Source organism: Billgrantia sp. Q4P2, from assembly GCF_052806135.1.
This window is the reverse complement of the sequence record NZ_JBRBAI010000003.1, coordinates 59,344-75,879: the sequence shown is the minus strand read 5'-3', so window position 1 is coordinate 75,879 and position 16,536 is coordinate 59,344. Positions and strand designations below refer to the sequence as shown.

Below are 16,536 nucleotides of genomic sequence, written 5' to 3'. Positions count from 1 at the left end.
TGACCGCAATGACAGCCAGACCCTCGATATTTTCCTTCGTCCTTGGCTCGGTGCCGATTCATGGCCTGGCGTTCTTGCTGACATGGCTCGTGCTGGCGATGCCTTCACTGGCCCAGAGCGTAGACGGTGGAGAGGGGCAGGGGCTTACGCTGGAAACCGGCCAGGGGCAAATCCTGCGTTTCGGCGAACCGGCCGAGTCGGTGTTCGTGGCCGATCCCGAGATTGCCGACGTGCAAGTCGTCTCTCCCGGAGTGCTCTATCTCTATGCCAAGGCCCAAGGCGACACCAACCTGATTGTGCTGGGTGTGGACGAGCGAACCCAGGCATCGATGCGCCTGCAGGTACGCGACGGCGCCCAGGCGGCCAACCAGGCGCTGCAGGGCGCGGGAGGCGGAGCGCCGATCACGCTGCGCATGGCCGGCAACCAGCTGGTGGCGCAAGGCGAGAGTGTGGATGTCGATGGGGCCATCGCCATCCAGTCCACGCTGCAGAGCCACGCACCGGAAGAGGGACGAGCGCTGGATGCCACCACCTATCAGGGCGGCACCCAGATCAACCTGCGCGTCCGTTTCGCCGAGGTATCGCGCGAGGAACTGCTGCAGTACGGCGTCAGCTGGAGTGCGCTGATCAACAATGGCTCCCTGTCGCTGGGTGTCCTGCCCGGCTCCCAGGCCGGCATGACCTTCGGCACCCTGGGCGCCGGTGGCGATAGCGTCGACGGGCTGTTGCAGGCTTTGCAGGAGAACGGGCTGCTGCAGATCCTGGCGGAACCCAACATCACCGCGGTGACCGGAGAGACGGCAAGCTTCCTGGCCGGTGGGGAGATTCCGATCCCGGTGCCGGTCAACCGCGACCTGGTCGGCATCGAGTACAAGCAGTTCGGCGTCTCGCTGCTGTTCACGCCGGTACTGCTGCCCAACGATCGCATTTCGCTGCAGGTGCGCCCCGAGGTGAGCAGCCTGACCGGCAGCAGCGTGCAAGTCGGGGGCATCAGCGTACCGGGGCTGCAGGTCCGCCGCGCCGACACCCTGGTGGAGGTCGGCAGTGGGCAAACCTTCGCCATCGCCGGGCTGTTCCAGCGCGACACCTTCAACAACGTCGAACGCATTCCCGTGCTCGGCGATCTTCCGATCCTCGGCAACCTATTCCGCTCGCGGCGTTTCCAGCGCAACGAAACCGAGCTGGTGATCCTGATCACCCCCTACATCGTCGAACCCCTCTCTTCGCCGGCCTCGGTGCGCATGCCAATGGACCATGCCCGGATCGGCGATGACGGGACGGTCGACACGGGCAGCGCCTATCGGGTCGCGAGCAACGATCCCTTCGGCTTCCACCTGCAGTGAAGGAGAAAGGGTATGCGACATCACTCATACCGTCCCTGGCGCCTGCTCCCCTTGGCACTGCTGCTGAGCGGCTGTGTCTCGTCGATGGGGCCGATCTCGTGGGATACCGGCTATCGCCAGGTGGGCGACCCCGAGGGACAGGATCCCGAGGCGCTGCGGCGCGCCATCGCGCCCAATACCTGCCGGGCGGCACCGGGGCAGACCGGCATCGTGCCGCTGCCGCCTGGCTGTGCCAACGATCTCAACCTGCAGGCCATGGTCGAGCGTCCCGGCGACCTGTTGCGCGGGCGCGAAATGGGGCCGGCACGGGGGGCTCCCGTGGCGGCGGCGGCTCGCGAGCGCCTGGAGGACCGCGAGCGCGCCAACAGCCGCCGCGTCGTGCTCGAGGCGGAAGCGCGCGGCTCCGCCAGCCGCAGTGCCACCACGAGGGACCTATGAGCGTGCGCTTGCCAGCGTTGCTTGGCCTGGGCGCATGGCGCCCAGGCGGGCCTTACCGCGTCATGGCCAGTCCCATGGCACGGGCTCGGCTGGCCGGGTCGGCGATCTCGCCGATGCGCGCAGCCTGTTCGATCAGCGACTGGCGCTCGTTGGCCGGCATTTCCGGAATGGCAATGCTGCGGGCGAGTTCCGTCTCCCGGGCCAGCACCAGCACCAGGATCAGGTTACGGAAGTGGCGCGCTTCAGCCAGCGGCGAGTCGCTCACCTGGTGCATCAGTTCGACCGCTTCGGCACTCTCGCCGGCCAGCGAGTATGCCAAGGCCAGGTTGGTGAGGGCGTCCGGGTCATGCGGCCTGAGGGCGGCCGCCCGCGAAAACGCGTGGGTCGCCGATTCTCCCTGGCCGACCAGCGCATGGGCGGCACCCAGGCGGCTCCAGGCCACGGGCGTGTCGATTTCCGGCGCCGCCTTGCTCAGGTTGCGTACCGCGCTTTCCGCTTTGCCGAGTTGCAATTGGGCCGTACCCAGTCCCAGCAGCGCTTCGGCGTTTTCGATATCGAGTCGGAGTGCGGTGCGGAAGGAGGCCTTGGCCGCTTCTGCGTTACCGGCCGCGAGACGCGCATTACCGAGCCGGACATGCAGGCGCGGATCCTCGGGCGTCAACTCTGCTGCCCGCTCGTACATGGCCGCGGCGGTGGCGTGGTCGCCACGCTGGTTGATGTCGTCCGCCAGGCTGAGCAGGCGGGCCTGCTCGCCGCTTGGACCGACGGCGGTAATCGTACAGGCACCGAGTGTCATGCAGGCAAGCAACAGGGCGGTCGTTCTCAGGCTGGCAGTCATCAAGGATCAAGCCTCCTTTCGTGTGACCCGGAATGGCGACGTCTTGAGGATGTTACTGCACTGTTTTCTCGCTTGGTATACGCAATCGTCACTTAGTGAAAAGAAGTTTCGTGCCGGAATTCATCCGGGATGAGCGGTTGGAGAAGCAGCATGTTTTATCCCGACAGCAAGAGGAAGCGTATTGAGAATGACGAGCCGGCGCCATGGGAAACGCGTTTTCGTTCTCGCGCATCATGCATCGATATGTGGGCTTGTAGCGATCTTTTGCTCTGCGTCCCTGGCCCAGGAAGGTGAGGCCGAATGGCCGGGGGATGCCTGGAAGGAGAGGGAGTATCGCTACGTCATCATCGATCAGGACGTGCGCGACGTGCTGCGTGAAATGGGCCACAACCTTTCCTTGCCTGTGGAGGTGTCGCGCGAAGTGCGAGGGCGTATCAGGGGCGACGTGAGGGCCGAAACCGCTGCGGAGTTCCTGGAGAAGATCAGCACGGCCAATGGCTTGGCCTGGTACTTCGATGGCGGTGTGCTGCACGTCGTCACGCGCGGGGAAATGACCCAGCGTCGCTTCGAGCTCGATGGCCTCGATCAGCAGCGTTTGCTGGACGAGATCGAGCGAACTCGTATCGGCTCGCCCTTGAGAATGAGGCTGGTAAATGGTGGTTCGACGCTGCAGGTCTGGGGACCTACGGCATGGATAGAGAGCGTGGCCGGGCAGGTGGAACGCATGCGTGAGCCGGCTCGTCACGGCCCTTCCAGGGTCAGGGTGTTTCGCGGTGGTAGGACCGAAACGACCGTCAATGAATGACGGCTACACGAGAGGAGAAAGTCAAGATGAACAATATCGAACCCACAGGTGCAACGGGCGGCAACGACGTAGCCGGTACGGATCAGCAAGCCTTCGACGAGGCCGTCGAAACCGCCCAGGTCAACGCCATGGTCGGCCAGGCCGTGGGCTCCCTGGCGACGATGCATGTGATGGATTACGCCGGTGAAATGCTCAAGGACGAGGGCTGATCCCGGCCCATGACAGGGCGCGGACGGCGTACGGCCGGTGCCGAACGCGCAGGCCCAGTTGTGAGGTGAACGTGCGGTGGCGAGGTGAACGTACTGTTGCGAGGTGAACGTGATGATAGCGACGACCACGGGAGCGACTCAGATGCCCGGGCTGGAAGGGGCTTTCGGCTCCACAGCCCTGGCGGACCAGAATCTCTTCGAGCATATGGCACGCACGTCCGGCTCGAATCATGGCGCGGTGACACCGGCCGAGCTGGGCGAGAGTCTGTTCGACCGCATGTCGGGCTCCATCGAGCAGTTGCTTCGCCCCCTGCAGGGGGCGGGTGAGGGTGATGCCTCGCGCACCGCGGCGAGCCGTGAGGCCGCTCAGGGTGAGGGCGCGCAAGGCGAGGGGGCGGAGGCGCTGGGCGATGTGCAGTTCGAGCGCATGCTGGAGGGACTGCGCGAGGTGTTCGACCATGCGTGCAACGCCAAGCTGCTGGCGACTGGCGCGGGCCAGGTGTCGGGCACGTGCTCGACGGTACTGCGAGGATAGCCGCTTGCGAGTTGCCCAACGAAGCCGGGGCTTGCTGCGGGTGCTCGCGATCCTGATCGTGGCGCTTGGCCTGCAGGCCTGTGATGCCGAGCTGTACACCGACCTCAGCGAGCGCGAAGCCAACGTCATGGTGGCGACGCTGGCACGGCATGGCATCTCCGCCAAGCGGGTCGCGGCGGATGATGGCCGCATGACGGTGACCGTCGACAAGGATCGTTTCGCCGAGGCGGTCGAGATCCTGGACCGCCTCGGGTTGCCGCAGGAGCGCTACTCCAACCTCGGCGAGGTGTTCCAGAGCAACAGCCTGGTCTCTTCGCCACTCCAGGAGCGCGCACAGATGCTCTATGCACTCAGCGAGGAACTGTCGCACACGGTATCGCAGATCGACGGCGTGCTTACGGCGCGGGTGCATGTGGTGCTGCCGGAAAACGACCTGATGCGGCAGAACAGTACACCCTCGTCGGCCTCGGTCTTCATTCGTCATGCGCCCGACCTCGACGTGGGACCGCTGATCCCGCGCATCAAGACGCTGGTGGCCAACGGCATCGCAGGGCTCTCCTACGACAAGGTGTCGGTGGTGCCGGTCGCGGCGGTGAGGCTGGAGCCCAGGGGAGACATGGCTCCTCCGACGAGCGCCTTCCTCGGCATTGCCATGCCGGCGAGTAGCGTCGGTCGCATCAGTTGGCTGTTCGGTGGCTTCGTCGTCCTGCTGCTGAGCCTTGCCGGGGCGCTGGGCTGGATGGCCTGGCAGCGCCGCCGGCGCGATCCCTATGACCTGGAGCCGCCGACATGAGCGGGTCGCAGGCCACCGCATGGCGTGCCTTCGTCGAGGCGCCAACGCATTACATCGCCCGCTCCAGGCTGGACGACTGCCTGGGCGGCGTGGCCGATGAAGCGACTCTGGAGGATTTCGTCGGCCATCCCCGCTTCCAGCGTCGCCTGGTTCACCGCTTGGTCGACCGCCATGGCCTGGTGCCACCCGAAGCGCTGCCGCCTCCCACGCAAGAGGATGCGCCGCTGCTGACGCTGCCGCCTCATGCGGGCGCGACGCTGGTCCGGTACTGCGGCGCGATCTGCCACGCCATGGCTTTCGTGCGGGAGATTCGAGCTCCTCGGGTAGTGGCACTCCAGCAGCGTTTCGGTGAGTCCGCCTATGCCGCTGCCGTGGCCAACCGTGAGTTGGCCGTGGCGAATGCGTCCAGCGATGACATCGAGGCCCTGGAGCGGGAGGTTCGGCGCGATGGCGAGGCTTGCGTGCTGGCCTGGCTGGCACTGCTGACATCCGAGTGGGTCGCCTGGCTGAGGTTGGGGCTGGCCGATGGCTTGCCGCAAGCGGCGGCGCCGGATGCCGCTCCGGAAGTACGGCGCAAGGGGCCGGGCATCGTGCGGCGTGCCGCCGCCATCATCGCCGCCGAGATCAGGGAGGCAGAGCATGCACGAACTACCGACGGGACCGGGCAAGATCATCCTGCGTAGCGCCGAGGCCAAGGCCTGGATCGACGGCTACGCCTTTCTCGAACGGGCCAAGGCGCGGGCCAGGGAGATGGAAGCCAGAACGCGCCATGTCGCCGCCAGCGCCTATGCCGACGGGTTCGAGGAAGGGCGTCGGGAAGGCGAAGCCCAGGCGGCCGAGCTGCTGGCGCAAACCACCCAGCGGGTGGAGCGTTACCTGTCAGGGCTCGACCAGTCGCTGACGGAGCTTTGCCTGCGCATGTTGCAGCGCATCCTGGGCGAGTTCGGCGACGGTGAGCTGGTGGGCCGCTGCGCGCGTCAGGCCCTGCGTGAATTTCGCCACGACATGCGGGTCAGCGTGCGCGTCGCTCCCGAGAACGTGGCGAATGTCGAGGCGCTGCTGTTCGCCGGGTCGTCGACCGATGGCCCCGCATGGCGTGTCGAGGGCGATGAGCAACTGGGTGCGGGGCAATGCCTGCTGGTCAGTCCGGTGGCCATTGTCGATGTCGGCCTCGATGCCCAACTGAGTGCCCTGCGGCGTGCGCTGACGAACGACAAGGAGACGCGGTGATGAACCTGCCGCAGGCCGAACTCGAAGCGCTGCTGCCACGGCTGGGCGAACGCCTGGAAGAAGCCGAGTTGCGTCCGGTGCATGGTCGGGTGCGCCGCATTCGTGGCCTGCTGGTGCATGCCAGCGTCGACGGTACCGGAATCGGTGAGCTGTGCTACCTGCGTGACCCCCTGAGCGGTCGTCATGTCGCCGCCGAGGTGATCGGCTTCGAGGAAGAGCATGCCATTCTCTCGCCGATCGGCGATCTGCAGGGCATGTCGACCCGAGCCGAAGTGATCACGACCGGAGGGCCGCAGGGGGTACCGGTGGGAGAGGCGCTGCTGGGGCGGGTGATCAGCCCGCTGGGCGCCTTCCTTGATAGCAGGCCCGAGCATGGCGATGAGCGCTTGTCGCTGTATCCCGTCCATGCCGAGCCGCCACCGCCGCTGACGCGCCAATTGATCCAGCATCCGCTGGCGCTGGGCATCCGCGCCATCGACGGCCTGCTGACCGTGGCACGCGGCCAGCGCGTTGGCATCTTCGGCGAGCCCGGCGTGGGCAAGTCCTCCCTGCTGTCGGCCATTGTCGGGGGCAGCGAGGCGGAGGTCATCGTGCTGGGGCTGATCGGCGAGCGCGGCCGTGAGGTGCGCGAGCTGCTCGAGATGCGCTTGAATGCCGAGGCGCGGCGACGCACCGTCTGCGTGGTGGCCACCTCCGATCGCCCGGCCATCGAGCGGGCACGTGCCGCCATGGTGGCCACCACGGTGGCGGAGTACTTTCGCGACCAGGGCCGCGACGTCCTGCTGCTGATCGACAGCATCACCCGCTTCGCCCGGGCCCAGCGCGAGATCGGCCTGGCCGCCGGGGAGCCGCCTACACGGCGGGGCTATCCGCCCTCGTTCTTTGCCGCCTTGCCGCGCCTGCTGGAACGGGCGGGGCCGGGAGCCAGCGGTAGCATCACCGCGCTCTACACCGTGCTGACCGAAGGCGACGGCAGTCTCGATCCGGTCGCCGAGGAGACGCGGGCCATCCTCGACGGCCACATCGTGCTCAGCGCCGACCTGGCCAAACGCGACCACTTCCCGGCGATCGATGTCCTGGCCAGCCGTAGCCGCCTGATGGATGCCGTCACCTCGAGCGAGCAGCGCCGCAACGCCAGCCGGCTGCGCGATCTGCTGGCGCGCTACCGCGACGTCGAGTTGCTGCTGCAGGTCGGCGAGTACCGTGAGGGCAGCGATCCCCCCACCGACGAGGCGGTGGCCCGACATGCCACCATCGAGGCCTTCCTGCGCCAGAGCGAGACCGAGCACAGCGGCTTCGAGGACACCCTGAAGCGTCTGAGCGAGGTGCTGGCATGAACGGCCGGCATCGCCTCGAAGGTCTCATGACGCTGCGCGAACGACGCGAACGCCAGGCGGCGTCCGCTCTGTTGGAGCAGCGGCGACGCTACCGGCACGAGGCGGGCCGTCTCGATGAGCTCGACCTGACGCTCGAGCGCGAGCGCAGTGAGTTCGATCGCCTCGAGCAGGCATGGTTCGAGGCGGCGGAGGGGGAGACCTTGTCGCCAGCGGAGCTGGAGCAGGCCCGCCAAGCGCTCGACGATCATTATCACCGTCAGGCCGAGCTGGCCAGGGTGCGCTCGGCGGTCGAGCGGGAGCGCAGCCGCTTGCTCGATGAGTGCGAGCGGCAAGCCGAGATATGGAAGCAGCGCGCCCATGCCAGGGAGGCGCTGGAAAAGCTGCTCGCGCGTCGCCAGGAGGCGGACCGGATCAAGGAGGAGGGCCGCCTCGAGGCCGATCTCGAGGATGGTCCGGCGCAGGGAGGACCGCCGAGTGAAGCTTGAACTGGATCCGCAGCGCCGTGCCGCACCCGAGCGTATCAGGCGAGCCATGGAGGCGGGCGTGGGAAGCGGGCCCGCACGCTTGCCGCGCCTCGAATCCGAACATGTCGCCGTGCTCAATGCGCTGCACCGGCCGCGCCCGCCATTCACCCTTGCGTTGGGCGAGAGTTCGCTACGCTTGAGCATCGTTCAGCGAAGCGAACCCGCCCTGCCCATGACGGTAGGCATCCGCGTGGGTGAGGCGGCGGCGACCCTGCACCTCTCGCAACAGAGCCTGGCGGCCCTGACACGCCATCTGGCACTGCGAATACCGCTGGAGCAATGCGCAGGCGACCTCTTGGCGCTGTGGCTGGAATACGCCCTGCTGGGGTGGATCGAGCCGCTGGAGGCGCGCCTCGGCTGTGCCATCCAGCTCCACGCGGCAACCCTCGAGCCTGTCGATGCGACAGCGCTGCGCATCACGCTGCGTGTGTGGGATGAAGCGCCGGTAGGCGACTTGGCGCTGTCGTTGAGCGCCGCTGCCCTGCGCAGCTTGGCGCCGTTGCTGGAGTCTCTGCCGCCCCCGCTGGCGAAACCCTGCTCGGCGCTGCCGATGACCGTGCAATGGATCGCCGGCCGCCAGCAGCTGCGATTGGGCGAACTGCGCAGCCTGGTACCGGGAGACGTGGTGTTGCTCGAGCCGCCGGCCAAGACGCTCATGATCGCGGGTCAACCGCTGGCCGAGGCAGTGGAGAAGGACGATGGCCTGCACCTGCTGGCCCCGGTGTCCCCGACCGGGGCGCGCAGCGCTCCGGAGCCCGCCCCGCTCGAAGACGATTCCCGCTGGAAGCAAAGGAGGCATGACGACATGGCAGAGAATACGCAAGACCCGCAGGCCGCCCGCCCGGAGGCGGCCCTGGACGAGCTGCCGGTGCAGCTTGCCTGCGAGTTCGGCCGCCTGGAACTGACCCTGGGCGAGCTGCGCACCCTGGATGCGGGGAGTGTGCTGCCGTTGAAGAAACCGGCACAGGAGGCCGTCGACATCCTGGTCAACGGCCGGCGCATGGGACGGGGGCGGCTGGTGGAGATCGGCGATAGCCTGGGCGTGCAGATCGTGAGGCTGCAGATCGATGGATGAGGTGCAGCCCAACCTGATAGGCATGATCATCGTCATCGCCGGACTGGGGCTGTTGCCCCTGGCGGTGGTGACCATGACCTCGTTTCTCAAGATCGCCGTGGTGCTGTTCCTGATCCGCAACGCCCTCGGCATCCAGCAGACGCCGCCCAATCTGGTGCTCTACGGCATCGCCCTGGTACTGACGGTCTACATCACCACGCCGCTGGTCGGGGAAATCACCTATCGGCTCGAGACCCAGGGCGGTTCGTTCGACAGCATCGAGGAGATTCGCGCGAGCGGTGCGCTGCTGCGCGAGCCGCTGCAGGAGTACCTGTCGCTCTATGCCAATGAGAGAGAGCGCGCCTTCTTTCTCGATGCCACTCGCAACATCTGGTCGGAGCAGGCCCGCGAGAACCTGCAGGAGGACGATCTGGTAGTGCTGATCCCGGCCTTCGTCACCTCCGAGCTGGTGCGCGCCTTCCAGATCGGCTTTCTGATCTACCTTCCGTTCCTGGTCATCGACCTGGTGGTGGCCAACGTGCTGATGGCCATGGGCATGGTCATGGTTGCACCGCCGCTGATCTCGGTGCCGCTGAAGATCTTCCTGTTCGTTGCCGTGGACGGTTGGTCGCGCCTGATGCACGGCCTGATTCTCAGCTACGGGGGCTAACCGACGTGACCGGCGACATCTTCCTCTCGCTGATGAGCAATGCCCTGTGGACCGTGTTACTGCTGTCGGCCCCGGCGCTGCTGGCCGCCATCGTGATCGGCTTCGGCATCGGCCTGCTGCAGGCGCTGACCCAGATCCAGGATCAATCGCTGCCCCAGGCGGTGAAGGTCATCGTGATCATGCTGGTGCTGATCGTGGGAGGGCCGCTATTGGTAGGCCAGCTCATCAACCTGACCGACCAGGTGCTGGACAACTTCGCCGTCTGGTCGCGCTGAGATCCCATGACGTTCGACGACTTCATCCCCTTCCTCACCGAGCTGGTCTATCCGATGCTCATGGCCGCGTCGGTGGGCATGGCACGGGCCCTGGGTGTGATCGTGATCACCCCGGTGTTCAATCGTCTCGGCCTGACCGGCCTCATTCGCTCCGCCGTGGCGGTGACCATTGTGCTGCCGATGATACCGTTCATCTTCTCGACCCTGCCTGCCCTGGAGGCCTTGTCGACCTTCGGTCTGGCCGCCCTGCTGGTCAAGGAGCTGCTCATCGGCATGGTCATCGGCGTGGTGTTCGGCATCCCATTCTGGGCGGCGGAAGTGGCTGGGGAACTGGTCGACCTGCAGCGTGCCTCGACCATGGGGCAACTGCTCGACCCGATGGCCAGCACCGAGTCCGGGGTCACCAGCACGCTGCTGGTGGTGACACTGGTCGCGCTGTTCTTCGTCTCGGGCGGCTTCATGGTCATGCTCGAGGGCTTCTATGCCAGCTACGACCTGTGGCCGGTGGAGCGCTTCGTTCCGGTGCTGGAGACTCGCGCCGCCCTGCTGATGCTGGACCTGCTGGACCAGGTGATGCGGGTGGGCGTGCTGATGGTCGCGCCGCTGGTGGTGGCCATTCTGCTTGCCGACCTGATGCTCGCCTACCTGGCACGCATGGCGCCCAGCCTGCACGTGTTCTCGCTGTCGCTGCCGATCAAGAACCTGCTGTTCACCTTCATGATGTTGCTCTACATCGTCTACCTGATACCGCTGCTGGTGGAGGAACTCGGGTCGCTGGGGGAAGGGTACCGGCGTCTCGAAATGCTGCTGGGAGGAACACCCGGACTGCCAGGGGCACGGGAGGGCGCATGAGCGAGAAGCCAAGCGAAGAGCAGTCGCTACCGCCTTCCGAGAAGAAGCTGCGCGATGCGCGCAAGAAAGGCCAGGTGAGCAAGAGCTCCGACATGGTGACCGCCATGGTGATGCTGGGCGGCACGCTCTATCTGGTCATGGCCGCCAATGGCATCGAACAGCGGGTGCGCAACCTGCTCAGTACCGTGACGCGTCTCTACCACGAACCCTTCGATACCCTATGGCCACGCCTGCTGGCGCTGGGGGTGGAAATCGTGGTGCGGGCGGTCCTGCCGATCATCGTCATTGCCGTCGTGGCGGCCATACTGACCAACCTCCTGATCATGCGCGGGCCGGTGTTCTCGGTGGATCCGATCAAGCCGAGGTTCGAGCGCATCAATCCCGCCGAAGGGTTCAAGCGCATCTTTTCGGCCCGTGGCATGACGGAGTTCGCCAAGACGCTGATCAAGATGGCGGCTCTGACCACGGCATTCGTGATCGTCTTCCGGCTGGGGCTGCAGGCCTTGATGGATGCACCGCGCTGCGGTTTCGGCTGTCTGGAGGGTGTCTTCATGGCGCTGTTCAAGCCGCTGGCCATCACCGCGCTGGTCGCGTTTCTCGTCGTCGGGCTGATCGACGTGCAGGTGCAGCGCTGGTTGTTTCGCCGCGACCAGCGCATGACGAAAACCGAGCAGAAGCGTGAGCGCAAGGATCTCGAGGGCGATCCCGAGATCCGCCGCGCCCGCCAGCGCGAGCGGCGCGACATGTATGCCCACTCATCACGCACCGGACTGGAACATGCCTCGCTGATGCTGGGAGCCGCCGGCGACTGGCTGGTGGGGCTGCGCTACGTCAAGGGCGAGACACCGGTACCGGTGATGGTGTGCAAGGCGTCTCCCGAGCAGTCCACGGCATTGCTCGAGGCGGCGACATCCGAGGGAATCCCCTTGGCCAGGCAGCCGGACCTGGCGGCCCGCATTGCCAAGCGGACGCCCAAAGGTGGGCCGATTCCCCAGGAAACGTTCCAGGCGGTAGCCGATGAATTGGTGGCAGCCGGGATCATCTAGCTCGAGCCCGCGATTCGCAAGGTAACGCAATGTCGATTTCGACGGCGCTCGTACGAATCATGAGTACTGGCCAGTGAGCTAATCTAAGGAATCACCCAGGAGAGACCACCATGCAATACATGTTGATGTGCTGTATCGACGAGGCGCTGTGGAACGGCCTGCCGGATGCCGAACGCGATGCGGTCATGAGTGACTACCATGCCTTGATCCAGGAGATGGTCACCAGCGGACACTACCGTGGCGGTGCCCGGCTGCAGTCGGTGGCGTCCGCCACCACGCTGCGCGAGCAGAATGGCAAGACGGTGATGCTGGACGGCCCCTTTGCCGAGAGCCGCGAGCAACTGGGTGGTTTCCACGTGGTGGAGTGCCGTGATCTGGACGAAGCCTTGGGGCTGGCCCGGCGCATCCCGCCGCTGCGGGTCGGCGGCTCGGTCGAGGTTCGACCGGTGGACCCTGCCTATCGCCTATGAGGGAGCGACGTGTCGCTTGACGAGCTCTACCGCCGCGAATATGGCCGCGTGCTGGCCAGCCTGATTCGCCGCTTCGGCCACTTCGAGCTGGCCGAGGATGCCGTGCAGGCGGCTTTCGAGGCGGCAGTGGTGCAGTGGCCGGCGCAAGGCTGGCCGCCGAACCCGACCTCGTGGCTGATTGCCACCGCGCGCCACAAGGTGGTCGACCAACTGCGCCATCAGCAGATGCGCGAGCGCAAGGGCGATGAGCTGCGCCAGCACCTTGAGCTGCTGCTCGACAACGACCTCGAGGCCGAGCCTCTCGACAGCCTGCGTCTGATCTTCGCCTGTTGCCATCCGGCCCTCGCACGACCCGCCCAGGTGGCATTGACGCTGCATACCTTGGGCGGGTTGCGTACCGAGGAGATCGCTCGCGCCTTCATGGTGCCGGTGCCGACCCTGGCCCAGCGGCTGGTGCGGGCCAAGGCCAAGATTCGCGACGCCGGAATCCCGTTCGAGGTGCCCGACGACACGGCCCTGGGCGAGCGCCTGGAAGCGGTACTGGCGGTGATCTACCTGATCTTCAACGAGGGCTACGCGGCCAGCTTCGGCGATGACTGGGTACGCACCGACCTTTGCCGTGAGGCGATTCGCCTGGGGCGGATGCTGGTAAGGCTGCTGCCGGCGGAGCGCGAAGCGCGGGGCCTGCTGGCGCTGATGCTGCTGCACCATGCCCGGCGCGATGCACGTACCGACGAGGCTGGCGACATCGTGCTGCTGGAGTCGCAGGATCGTACGCGCTGGCATGCCGACGAGATCGAGGAGGGGTGCGCTCACGTCGAGATAGCGCTGCGTGGCGGTATGCCCGGTGGCTATGCGGTGCAGGCCGCGATTGCCTCGCTGCACGCTCAGGCGCTGACGCCGGCAGAGACCGACTGGCGCCGCATCGCCGCGCTCTACAGCCTGCTGTATGCCATCCATCCCACAGCGGTAGTGGCGCTCAACCGGGCCGTGGCAATCGCCATGGCCGATGGGCTGGAAACGGGCCTCGAGCTGCTCGACAAGATCCATCTACCTGGCTACCACCTGCTGCCCGCCACTCGCGCCGATCTGCTGCGCCGGCTGGGGCGGCAAGCTGAGGCGGCCGAACATTATCGCAAGGCGCTGGTGCTGGTGACACAGGGGGCCGAGCAGCGCCTACTCGAACGTCGCCTGGAGGAAGTGACGGCACGGCAGCACGATGTCGATTTTGCCGCGGCCGGTTCGAAGGAGTCATGAGCCCTTCGGCTCAGCCCCAAACTCACAGGAGACAAGACCATGAGCTATGTCGATGGATTCGTCGTGCCGGTTCCCGAAGGCAATATGGATGCCTATCTGGAAATGGCCCGGAAGGCCGGGGAAGTCTGGCGCGATCACGGCGCGCTGGAGTACGTGGAGTGCGTGGCCGATGACGTCAAGCCGGGAGAGCACACCTCTTTCCCCCAGAGCGTCAAGCTAGAGCCGGGGGAGGCGGTAATCTTCGCCTGGATCCGCTACGCCTCGCGGGAGGAGCGCGACCGCATCAACGCCAAGGTAATGGAGGACCCGCGTCTGGCGAACATGATGGACCCGGCCAATCACCCCTTCGACAGCAAGCGGATGTTCTGGGGCGGTTTCCGTGAGGCACTGAGACTTCCCTAGGCCATGGGTCCTAGCCCAGCCACGCCACGCCCAGCCCCACCACTGCCGATGCCAGCATGGGGCCGACGAGACAGCGGGTGAGGCGGCCGGTGCCCGCGGCCAGGGTCAGTACCACCTTGAACAGGTTGTTCATCGAGGCCGCCAGCACGATGCCCAGCACGGCGGTGGAGAGTTCGATGGTGGTCGTGGCCATGCGGCTCAGCGACAGGGCAACCGCATGTACGTCGGCCATGCCCGAGACGGCGGCCAACAGGTAGACCCCGGCATCGCCGAGCCAGGCTCGCAGCCACTCGCCCAGCACCATGACCACCGCCAGCAGGGCGCCGAGAAGCAGTGCGGCGCGCAGCTCCAGGGGGTTCTGGGTCATCGGGCGGTCGGCCCGGAGGGTACGGCGATGCCGGCGCCACAGCCACAGCGCCGGCAGGTAGAGCGTCACGCCCATGGCCGCAACCGGCGCCGCCAGGCGCGGCAGCAGCGCGGGGCCAAGCAGGGCGGCATACAACAATAGGCGCGGCAACATGGTGCCGCAGGCCAGCAGGATGCCGGCGGCGAGCATCGGCGCCAACTGCGGTTCGCGACGCGCCTGGCGGGCGTACTGCAGGGTCAGCGCGGTGGAGGAGGTGAGTCCGGCGAACAGTCCGGTGAACAGAATGCCCTTCTCGGTGCCGCCGAGGCGTACGGCAAAGTAGCCGACGAACGAGATCGAGGCGATTAGTACCACCAGCCACCATATCTCGTACGGGTTGAGCACGCCGCCGGGGCCCATGTCCTCGTTGGGCAGCAGTGGCAGCATCACCACGCTGATCAGCAGCAGCTTGAGTCCGGCATCGAGTTCGTTGGCCTGTAGCTTGTTGAGCAGGCCGTGGATCTCGCGCTTGTTGTCGAGTATCAGCGCCGTGACCACGGCGCAGGATGTGGCCAGGGCGATATCCACGGCCACGGCCAGGGCGCCGAAGCAGAAGGTCAGCAGCAGACCGATCAGGCCGGTGATGCTGTAGTCCTGGCTCTGTTCCATGCGGGCGCGATAGCCGACCAGCGCGATGATCGCCATGGCAACGAAGATCAGCGGAAAGGCCCACTGGGTGAGCGCTTCCGCCAGCAGGGCCGCAACACCGCCGAACAGCCCCACCAGCGCATGGGTACGCACCCCGGCCACCCGCTCGCCCCACTCCCGCTCGCGGGCGACCCAGCCGCGCTCGATGCCGATCAGTGCGCCCAGCAGCAGCGCCACGGCAAGCTCTATGAGCACGGTGTTGTCGGCGAGAAAATCGCTGGCGAGGTCGTCCATCCCATTTCCTTCCTTGGAAGCTCCTCCTCCAGCGTGGAACGCCGCGCTGCTGCCATCAACCTGAAGTTGATGGGGCAGCGATGCTGGTGATGGATTGCAGCCTGGAACCGCTGCCAGCGCTACACCACCTTCTGGAGGGAACTGGCGACGGCCAAGGCACAATGATAAGGCAGTGTTTCCCCTAGGTGTGACTGACGGCAACGACATGGCAGGGGGGCACCATGGGTGCCATGCTGAAGGCTAACCCTGCATGCAGGAGATACCTATGCCATGGCCTATTCGCTGGCGCTGCCTGCTGTCGTTGCTGTGCGGTGCCGTGCTGCTGACGGGCTCGCTGGGTGCGGGCGCGCGTGAACTCGCCGCCGAAGTCGACGAGATGATCGAGGTGGAAGTCGCCACGGTGGGGCTGGCCGGCTTTGGCGGGCCTCCGGTGGTGCTGCTGCGCGAACCGGGCGCGCGCGAGGTGATCCCGATCTTCATTGGTGTCAACGAGGCGGGGGCCATCCTGCGTGGGCTGGCCGGGGAGCGCACGCCGCGGCCCATGACCCATGATCTGCTGGGGGACGTGCTCGGCGGCCTCGACGCCACCCTGGAGCGGGTCTATGTCGATGCCATCGTCGACCACACCTTTCTCGGCATGCTGGAACTGCGCTTGCCGGGGCGTGATGAGACGCTGCTCATCGACAGCCGGCCCAGCGATGCCATTGCCCTGGCTCTCTATGCGGGGGCGAGCATCCACGTGGCGCCCCAGGTGCTGGAGGCGGCCCGGGACATCGAGTACGAAGGGCTGGACGATCAAGTGGTCGTTGCGCTGGGCATTACCGTCACCCCGGTGACCGATGATCTGCGCGAGGCGCTGGACCTGCCCGAGCGCCCCGGGGTGCTGGTCAGCGACGTGCGCGGGCCGGCGGCGGAGGCCGGACTACGCCCCGGCGCCTTGCTGCTCGAGGTCAACGGCGAAGTGCCCGACACACCGCTACGCTACCTCGAGCTGGTACGCGACACCGCCGTGGACGAAGACGCCCGGCTGCGTTATTGGCAGGAAGGCGAGGAGAACGAACTGGAGGTCACCACCGACGTTCCCCCGCCGCAGCCCGTACCGCGGCTGCGGCATGACGTGCCGGGTATTCGCACCTGATCGTAACGGGGCCGCAAGCCAGGGAACCACGG

At 66.5% G+C, this 16,536-nt stretch carries 21 protein-coding genes; 19 read left to right on the top strand and 2 right to left on the bottom strand.

Features of this window, described 5'->3' with window-relative positions; genetic code table 11:
- Nucleotides 1-8 precede the first annotated feature (8 nt).
- The gene (locus ACUY1T_RS05740; protein WP_446020884.1) at nucleotides 9-1,343 is read left to right on the top strand and encodes a type II and III secretion system protein family protein; all 1,335 of its coding nucleotides are present in this window, start codon (nucleotides 9-11) and stop codon (nucleotides 1,341-1,343) included.
- Between the two features lie 12 nt (nucleotides 1,344-1,355).
- Entirely contained in the window at nucleotides 1,356-1,781 is a 426-nt protein-coding gene (locus tag ACUY1T_RS05735; protein ID WP_446020882.1) for a hypothetical protein, read from the top strand.
- A 52-nt stretch (nucleotides 1,782-1,833) separates the two neighbouring features.
- Here ACUY1T_RS05735 and ACUY1T_RS05730 read toward each other — a convergent pair whose 3' ends face one another.
- A complete protein-coding gene (locus ACUY1T_RS05730; RefSeq protein WP_446020881.1) occupies nucleotides 1,834-2,619 on the bottom strand; it encodes a tetratricopeptide repeat protein in 786 nt (261 codons plus the stop codon).
- Nucleotides 2,620-2,806: 187 nt separating this feature from the next.
- On the opposite strand from ACUY1T_RS05730, the gene ACUY1T_RS05725 reads away from it, so the two are divergent.
- The 16 genes from ACUY1T_RS05725 to ACUY1T_RS05650 all read left to right on the top strand — a co-directional run bounded on the left by ACUY1T_RS05725 (nucleotide 2,807) and on the right by ACUY1T_RS05650 (nucleotide 14,078).
- On the top strand, nucleotides 2,807-3,424 hold the full coding sequence (locus ACUY1T_RS05725) for a hypothetical protein (protein WP_446020879.1): 618 nt from the start codon (nucleotides 2,807-2,809) through the stop codon (nucleotides 3,422-3,424).
- A gap of 26 nt (nucleotides 3,425-3,450) precedes the next feature.
- Entirely contained in the window at nucleotides 3,451-3,633 is a 183-nt protein-coding gene (locus ACUY1T_RS05720) for a hypothetical protein (protein WP_446020877.1), read from the top strand.
- 112 nt (nucleotides 3,634-3,745) lie between these two features.
- Nucleotides 3,746-4,168, top strand: a complete 423-nt coding sequence (locus ACUY1T_RS05715; RefSeq protein ID WP_446020876.1) for a hypothetical protein — start codon at nucleotides 3,746-3,748, stop codon at nucleotides 4,166-4,168.
- A 40-nt stretch (nucleotides 4,169-4,208) separates the two neighbouring features.
- Entirely contained in the window at nucleotides 4,209-4,961 is a 753-nt protein-coding gene (gene sctJ / locus ACUY1T_RS05710) for a type III secretion system inner membrane ring lipoprotein SctJ (RefSeq protein WP_446021595.1), read from the top strand.
- Nucleotides 4,958-5,644, top strand: a complete 687-nt coding sequence (locus tag ACUY1T_RS05705) for a hypothetical protein (protein WP_446020874.1) — start codon at nucleotides 4,958-4,960, stop codon at nucleotides 5,642-5,644. The genes sctJ and ACUY1T_RS05705 overlap by 4 nt, the downstream gene beginning before the upstream one ends.
- Nucleotides 5,601-6,191: a type III secretion system stator protein SctL gene (gene sctL / locus ACUY1T_RS05700; protein WP_446020872.1), complete on the top strand. Its 591-nt coding sequence runs from the start codon at nucleotides 5,601-5,603 to the stop codon at nucleotides 6,189-6,191. The genes ACUY1T_RS05705 and sctL overlap by 44 nt, the downstream gene beginning before the upstream one ends.
- On the top strand, nucleotides 6,191-7,528 hold the full coding sequence (locus ACUY1T_RS05695; RefSeq protein ID WP_446020870.1) for a FliI/YscN family ATPase: 1,338 nt from the start codon (nucleotides 6,191-6,193) through the stop codon (nucleotides 7,526-7,528). Before sctL ends, ACUY1T_RS05695 begins: the two co-directional genes overlap by 1 nt.
- A complete protein-coding gene (locus ACUY1T_RS05690) occupies nucleotides 7,525-8,013 on the top strand; it encodes a hypothetical protein (RefSeq protein WP_446020868.1) in 489 nt (162 codons plus the stop codon). The genes ACUY1T_RS05695 and ACUY1T_RS05690 overlap by 4 nt, the downstream gene beginning before the upstream one ends.
- Nucleotides 8,003-9,127, top strand: a complete 1,125-nt coding sequence (sctQ, locus tag ACUY1T_RS05685; RefSeq protein WP_446020867.1) for a type III secretion system cytoplasmic ring protein SctQ — start codon at nucleotides 8,003-8,005, stop codon at nucleotides 9,125-9,127. Before ACUY1T_RS05690 ends, sctQ begins: the two co-directional genes overlap by 11 nt.
- A complete protein-coding gene (sctR, locus tag ACUY1T_RS05680; protein WP_446020866.1) occupies nucleotides 9,120-9,776 on the top strand; it encodes a type III secretion system export apparatus subunit SctR in 657 nt (218 codons plus the stop codon). Before sctQ ends, sctR begins: the two co-directional genes overlap by 8 nt.
- A gap of 5 nt (nucleotides 9,777-9,781) precedes the next feature.
- A complete protein-coding gene (locus ACUY1T_RS05675) occupies nucleotides 9,782-10,051 on the top strand; it encodes an EscS/YscS/HrcS family type III secretion system export apparatus protein (protein WP_446020864.1) in 270 nt (89 codons plus the stop codon).
- A gap of 6 nt (nucleotides 10,052-10,057) precedes the next feature.
- Nucleotides 10,058-10,903 carry a type III secretion system export apparatus subunit SctT gene (gene sctT, locus ACUY1T_RS05670; RefSeq protein ID WP_446020862.1) on the top strand — a complete coding sequence of 282 codons (846 nt, stop codon included), beginning with the start codon at nucleotides 10,058-10,060 and terminating at the stop codon, nucleotides 10,901-10,903.
- Nucleotides 10,900-11,949, top strand: coding sequence for an EscU/YscU/HrcU family type III secretion system export apparatus switch protein (locus tag ACUY1T_RS05665; protein ID WP_446020860.1), 1,050 nt, complete (start codon nucleotides 10,900-10,902; stop codon nucleotides 11,947-11,949). Before sctT ends, ACUY1T_RS05665 begins: the two co-directional genes overlap by 4 nt.
- Before the next feature lie 110 nt (nucleotides 11,950-12,059).
- A complete protein-coding gene (locus ACUY1T_RS05660) occupies nucleotides 12,060-12,419 on the top strand; it encodes a YciI family protein (protein ID WP_159549832.1) in 360 nt (119 codons plus the stop codon).
- Nucleotides 12,420-12,428: 9 nt separating this feature from the next.
- Nucleotides 12,429-13,676, top strand: coding sequence for an RNA polymerase sigma factor (locus tag ACUY1T_RS05655; RefSeq protein ID WP_446020859.1), 1,248 nt, complete (start codon nucleotides 12,429-12,431; stop codon nucleotides 13,674-13,676).
- Between the two features lie 39 nt (nucleotides 13,677-13,715).
- Nucleotides 13,716-14,078 carry a DUF1428 domain-containing protein gene (locus ACUY1T_RS05650; protein ID WP_446020857.1) on the top strand — a complete coding sequence of 121 codons (363 nt, stop codon included), beginning with the start codon at nucleotides 13,716-13,718 and terminating at the stop codon, nucleotides 14,076-14,078.
- A gap of 10 nt (nucleotides 14,079-14,088) precedes the next feature.
- Here the strand turns inward: ACUY1T_RS05650 and ACUY1T_RS05645 are convergent, their stop codons facing one another.
- Nucleotides 14,089-15,366 (bottom strand): MgtC/SapB family protein, encoded by a 1,278-nt coding sequence (locus tag ACUY1T_RS05645; RefSeq protein ID WP_446020855.1) that lies wholly within the window; start codon nucleotides 15,364-15,366, stop codon nucleotides 14,089-14,091.
- 265 nt (nucleotides 15,367-15,631) lie between these two features.
- Here ACUY1T_RS05645 and ACUY1T_RS05640 point away from each other — a divergent pair, with 265 nt between their 5' ends.
- Nucleotides 15,632-16,504: a bifunctional nuclease domain-containing protein gene (locus tag ACUY1T_RS05640; protein ID WP_446020853.1), complete on the top strand. Its 873-nt coding sequence runs from the start codon at nucleotides 15,632-15,634 to the stop codon at nucleotides 16,502-16,504.
- Nucleotides 16,505-16,536 lie beyond the last annotated feature (32 nt).

Bases quoted from the DNA above. Each gene is read 5' to 3' on its own strand.
- ACUY1T_RS05740 (WP_446020884.1), top strand. From the start codon at position 9: ATGACAGCCAGACCCTCGATATTTTCCTTCGTCCTTGGCTCGGTGCCG.
- ACUY1T_RS05735 (WP_446020882.1), top strand. From the start codon at position 1,356: ATGCGACATCACTCATACCGTCCCTGGCGCCTGCTCCCCTTGGCACTG.
- ACUY1T_RS05730 (WP_446020881.1), bottom strand. From the start codon at position 2,619: ATGACTGCCAGCCTGAGAACGACCGCCCTGTTGCTTGCCTGCATGACA.
- ACUY1T_RS05725 (WP_446020879.1), top strand. From the start codon at position 2,807: ATGACGAGCCGGCGCCATGGGAAACGCGTTTTCGTTCTCGCGCATCAT.
- ACUY1T_RS05720 (WP_446020877.1), top strand. From the start codon at position 3,451: ATGAACAATATCGAACCCACAGGTGCAACGGGCGGCAACGACGTAGCC.
- ACUY1T_RS05715 (WP_446020876.1), top strand. From the start codon at position 3,746: ATGATAGCGACGACCACGGGAGCGACTCAGATGCCCGGGCTGGAAGGG.
- ACUY1T_RS05705 (WP_446020874.1), top strand. From the start codon at position 4,958: ATGAGCGGGTCGCAGGCCACCGCATGGCGTGCCTTCGTCGAGGCGCCA.
- sctL (WP_446020872.1), top strand. From the start codon at position 5,601: ATGCACGAACTACCGACGGGACCGGGCAAGATCATCCTGCGTAGCGCC.
- ACUY1T_RS05695 (WP_446020870.1), top strand. From the start codon at position 6,191: ATGAACCTGCCGCAGGCCGAACTCGAAGCGCTGCTGCCACGGCTGGGC.
- ACUY1T_RS05690 (WP_446020868.1), top strand. From the start codon at position 7,525: ATGAACGGCCGGCATCGCCTCGAAGGTCTCATGACGCTGCGCGAACGA.
- sctR (WP_446020866.1), top strand. From the start codon at position 9,120: ATGGATGAGGTGCAGCCCAACCTGATAGGCATGATCATCGTCATCGCC.
- sctT (WP_446020862.1), top strand. From the start codon at position 10,058: ATGACGTTCGACGACTTCATCCCCTTCCTCACCGAGCTGGTCTATCCG.
- ACUY1T_RS05665 (WP_446020860.1), top strand. From the start codon at position 10,900: ATGAGCGAGAAGCCAAGCGAAGAGCAGTCGCTACCGCCTTCCGAGAAG.
- ACUY1T_RS05660 (WP_159549832.1), top strand. From the start codon at position 12,060: ATGCAATACATGTTGATGTGCTGTATCGACGAGGCGCTGTGGAACGGC.
- ACUY1T_RS05650 (WP_446020857.1), top strand. From the start codon at position 13,716: ATGAGCTATGTCGATGGATTCGTCGTGCCGGTTCCCGAAGGCAATATG.
- ACUY1T_RS05645 (WP_446020855.1), bottom strand. From the start codon at position 15,366: ATGGACGACCTCGCCAGCGATTTTCTCGCCGACAACACCGTGCTCATA.
- ACUY1T_RS05640 (WP_446020853.1), top strand. From the start codon at position 15,632: ATGCCATGGCCTATTCGCTGGCGCTGCCTGCTGTCGTTGCTGTGCGGT.